The 4,990-nt window shown below is 35.7% G+C and carries 3 protein-coding genes; 2 read left to right on the top strand and 1 reads right to left on the bottom strand.

Annotated elements, in window-relative coordinates:
- Positions 1-79: 79 nt before the first annotated feature.
- Positions 80-2,572, bottom strand: coding sequence for an MSCRAMM family protein (locus FC88_RS12450; RefSeq protein ID WP_057816105.1), 2,493 nt, complete (start codon positions 2,570-2,572; stop codon positions 80-82).
- 326 nt (positions 2,573-2,898) lie between these two features.
- Between FC88_RS12450 and FC88_RS12445 the strand changes: the two genes are divergently transcribed.
- Both FC88_RS12445 and rpoN read left to right on the top strand, forming a co-directional pair.
- Positions 2,899-3,489 carry a TetR/AcrR family transcriptional regulator gene (locus tag FC88_RS12445; RefSeq protein WP_057816103.1) on the top strand — a complete coding sequence of 197 codons (591 nt, stop codon included), beginning with the start codon at positions 2,899-2,901 and terminating at the stop codon, positions 3,487-3,489.
- Positions 3,490-3,576: 87 nt separating this feature from the next.
- Positions 3,577-4,857 (top strand): RNA polymerase factor sigma-54, encoded by a 1,281-nt coding sequence (gene rpoN, locus FC88_RS12440; RefSeq protein WP_057816101.1) that lies wholly within the window; start codon positions 3,577-3,579, stop codon positions 4,855-4,857.
- Positions 4,858-4,990 lie beyond the last annotated feature (133 nt).

Here is a 4,990-nt window from a genome sequence, read left to right as displayed (position 1 = left end):
ATCCATGATTTCTTAAAACTTATAAAAATGTCTAACTTTTTTATTGCACTTCATTGCAAGGTCTTCTTTTTCAGAAAAGTTAGTAACTTAATCTCTTGATCCAATACTTGAGAAGTACGAACAAAGCGATGAACAATCCACTAATCATCATGAATAAGCTGTTTTCATTACCAGTTTGTGGAAATGTACCTTTTTCATATGATGATTGACCAGAAATAGGGATTGTTGAATTACTTGTTCCACTAGTTGAAACAGATGGTTTCAAACTAGAACTAGTAGTATTGGAAGGTGTACCAGGAGTTTCTGGATAAGGAGTGGAAGAACTAGGAGCTTCTTCGGCATTTTCTGTACCAGGAATTTCTGGATAGACAGGTTCAGTTGCACTTGGAGATTCAGGTTGACTAGGACTTTCTGGGCTAGTTACAGAAGGTTCAGTAGTACCAGGATTTTCGGGTTGACTAGGACTTTCTGGATTAGTAGTTACAGGAGGTTCAGTAATGCTAGGAGATTCAGGTTGGCTAGGACTTTCTGGGTTAGTAGTTACAGGAGGTTCAGTAGTACCAGGATTTCCGGGTTGGCTAGGATTTTCTGGATTTGTTGTAGGAGGTGCAGTACCAGGTGTAGTGCCGGGATTTTCAGGTTCTACAGGTGTTACTGGGATATCTTCTTCGATTAAGGTATCCTTAGCTTCTACTTGAGTAGTTTCACCTTTGGAAATAGTAAAGTTGATTGGTTGAAGACTTGATTGATAGCCTTCAGGAGCTTTGGTTTCGACAAATGAATAAGTGCCAGTTGGTAAATCAGGAACAGTGATTTGGCCTTTAGCATCAGTTGTCAAACCCGTTTGAAGAATTGCGCCAGTACTGTCTACTAAATCATAAACAGCACCAGGTAAAACTGTATTAACATCACTTGCATCAACTTTTGTCAAAATAACACTACCAGTATCTGGTGTTGTATCAAGAGCAGTGTTGAATTTTTCAAGAGCTAATGGAGTAGTTTGATTTAAAGCAATTGTAAAGTTCAATGGTGTAGCATCCAATTCATAACCGGGTGCCGCAGCAGTTTCAACTAAGGAGTAGTTGCCAACAGGTAAGTCGTCGATAGCTAATTTACCACTGTTGTCAGTTACGAGTCCACTTTGGATGACCTTACCAGTACTATCTAATAATTCAAAAGTAGCACCAGCAATTGGATCCTTTGTTTCGGCATTTGATTTAGTTAAAATAACTGAACCAGGGATGGCTTTATCACTTTGACTAACTTTAAGATCGACATTGCCATCTTTATCTGGAATAGTGAATTCAATTGGACTTTGGTTAATCAAGTAACCATCAGGAGCTTTTACTTCAGTTAAAGTATAAGAACCATATGGTAGGTTGTGAATATTGATTTGACCATTTTCATCAGTTTCAGCGTTGGAAATGATGACGTAGCCAGTTCCGTCAGCTAATTGATATTCAGCACCACTTAAGGCTTTGTCAGTTGTAGCATCAGACTTTTGCAATGAAACACTACCGACTTGTTGATCACCATTACCAGTCCCAGAACCACCCCAAGATGTTGAAGCACTGATATTATTCGTGCCTTCACTTGAAGCCATGGTTGCGTTGTTGGTCCAAGTAGTTGAACCGCTGGCATTAGTGTTTGTTACTTTAACTCTATAATAAATATCGACAGCAGTTGTAACGTTGCCAGGGAAGGTCATGATAACCTTGTTACCATCAGTTGTAACTGTTGGATTTAATTGGTGACCATTACTTACAAAGCCACCAGGTCCATAAGATCCGCCGATAGCTGATAGAGAACCAGGAATGTACTCTTGGTTAGGACCTAAAGTGTCAGTAATGACAACGCCGCTTAAGTTGTGTTCATTAGGATTAAAGGCAATATTCCAAGTCAATTCATTTGGAACGTTGTTAGCATCGAATCCTGCGACCCAACCTAGTTTGTTGAACATCCAATCTTCGCCTTCGGTGTTGTTGCTAGTATTTGTACCTTTTGAGACTAAAGTCAAGGTGCCTTTACGATTAGCATTGGTGTTAGATAAAACATCATTGAAGGTTAAAGTACCAACAGTTTCACCATTTTTGATCGTAGCGGTACCGATTTCAGTATTGCTGCTATTGTAAATAGGGAAGGTCAAATCTCCGTTAGCAACGACGCCTTCAGGTAAAGTGAATTGAGTCGTGTCGCCAGCAGTGATTTGAACGCCATCTGGAATACTCCAATTGTAATTTACTTTGTAATTCAACCAAGTATACAAGTCATCACTTGGTTTGACAGGATTGCCATTGACATCGGTCAAAGTTGCATCTTCAGCACCTAAGCCAGTAATTGTTAAAGCTCTAGGTGTTACAGCTGTGGTTGTTGGTTGTGTAGCTTGAGTATTAGTCGAACTAGTAGTTGTAGACGAACTTTTGGATGTACTATTCCCAGGCGGAGAAGCCGTTGTTTCAGCTGGAGTAGTCGTTGTAGCTGCTTGAACTGAGATTTGTGGAACAAAGAAAATTAGAAATGCTATAAATAATCCAATTAAGGACGTAACAATCAATGATTTTTTCATATTCATTAAAAAGCATCTCCCTTAAAATACGATAAGTTATTAAAAATTAGTAACTTGATTATTGGTGCCGAACCCATACATATTCTCGTTACAACTAGAGTATATGGCCTACAAAAAAACAAGTAAAATAAATAGACCAATTAAATAATTATACTTATTAAATAACGATTGTTATATATACCGATTACAAAGATGCAAATAAAAGCACTTCAAATCAATGGACATTTCATCTATAAATTTGAAGTGTTCTTGCTTGAAAGCTATAAAATATTGGAAAAAATTCTTATCAAAAATATGTTATAGTGATGCCAAAAATAGTGATGGTGAGGATAATGACAAAAATTGATCGGCGGGTACGTAAAACTAATCAGTCCTTACAACTAGCATTTAAAGAACTGACTAAAACTACCAAATATCGAGATATTACAGTCAAACAATTGACCAAAACAGCTAAAATCAATCGGAAAACTTTTTATTTGCATTATGATTCGATCGATGAATTTGCGACGACGATTGCGGTTGAAATCTCTGAAAAAATTTTACAGCTGATTTTAGAAGAACCTCTTAAAAAAGGTTTATCAATTCCTGGTTATATTTTTGACAAAGTATTTGATTTTTTTTCACAAGCACGAGAATTTTATACTTTTATGATGACTTCGACTGATTATCTTTTTATCGCTCGACAAGTTGAAGAGAGAGTTTCAAAAGGTTTGGCTGATGCTATTTTAAAGGAATTTAAGCTCTGTAAATTGGATGCATATATCTGTGCTAATTTCTTGATTCGTAATACTTTATTATTATTTCGAATATATAATGACGGACAAGTGCAGCTTGATAAAGATGAATTCAGGGATCGGTTGATTCGTCTTAATTCATCGGGATTAAAAAGTTTTTTGGATATTAAGCGTAATTTGGCAAATTAATTTTTTTGAGAAGAATACAAATTGCTTAAAAAGCGCTATCATTATATTAGTTATAGTGAAAGTGCTGTTAAGAAGGGAGTGAATCTAATGGAATTAAAACAAAACTTGAATCAAAAACAAGTTCAGGGATTGTCTTTGACCCAAGGGATGCGTCAGTCTATTTTAATATTACAATCTGACGCAATTGATTTAGCTGATTATTTAAATGAACAAAGTTTGGAGAATCCGTTATTTGACGTCCATGTCAATTTGGATATGCCATTTATTGAAAATAGTAATAATACTTCATATCAAATTAAAGATGAACAACAATCATTATTTGAATATTTATTAGATCAAGTTCAATTGACAATGAGAAAAACAGCTTTGCGTGATTTGGTTATTTATTTGATTGAACAATTAGATCCGAATGGTTATTTGACTTTGTCAGATAAGGAAATTTTTGAGGAAGTAAAAGATATAACGCCAATTATGTTGCTTGATGCGAAGACGTTATTGCAACAATTAGACCCTCCAGGGATTGGAGCTCGTGATTTAAGAGAGTGCTTATACTTGCAAGCTCAAGCAGATAACGCCAACGCAGAGATTATGTCTATGTTGAGTGATAACTTTGAATTGTTCACTAAACATGAGTGGAAGCAATTGAAGCGCAGTTTGAAGATTTCTAATGTGGAATTGCAAAAAGATATTAATTTTATCCAGTCTTTGTCAGCAAATCCTGGACAAAGATATACTTCACAAAATGAGCAATACGTTGTTCCAGAATTACAAGTAAAAAAGAATCAGGATAAATTGACTCTATCAATCACTAAGTATGGTCAACCACAACTGGTCTTTGCTGAAGAAACTTATGACCGCTTAGTAAAATCAACTGATGATGATGTTCAAAAGTATATTCATGATAAGTACAATCAATATAAGACCTTGGAATATAATTTGCAGCGTCGAATCGATACCATTTCAATCATTGGTAGATGTATTGTCAGAGCTCAATATCAATTTTTTATGCAAAATACGCAAGCACTTGAGCCATTGTTGATCAGGGATGTTGCTCAAAAGTTGCAAATTAGTGAATCAACTGTCAGTCGAACAATCAACGGGAAGTACATTCAAACTGATTTTGGTATTTTTGAGTTGAAGCGTTTCTTCTCCCGTCGTAGTAAAGTGACAGTTGGTGAAGATAAGTCAGTTGATCAAGTAAAAGTAAAAATCAAAGATATTATCAATGATGAAGATAAGAAGAAGCCATTGAGCGACCAGAAAATTTCCGATATGTTGCAAAAGGACGGACTCAAGATTGCTCGTCGAACAGTTGCTAAATATCGTGAACAACTAGGTTTCCCATCAACTAGCCGTCGTCGCGTTTGAAGTCTAGTTGCTAATTAAAGAAGCAAAAAATCTCATTAAAATGTCATTATTAGACGTTTTAATGAGATTTTTTTGTTATGGCGAATTTTATAATCAAGTTAGCCACCTTAAGAAAAAATAAATAAAAAAACAC

Source organism: Companilactobacillus futsaii JCM 17355, assembly GCF_001435505.1.
GTDB classification, from domain to species: domain Bacteria; phylum Bacillota; class Bacilli; order Lactobacillales; family Lactobacillaceae; genus Companilactobacillus; species Companilactobacillus futsaii.
The sequence above is the reverse complement of the archived record's forward strand: the minus strand, read 5'-3'. Positions and strand labels throughout refer to the sequence as shown.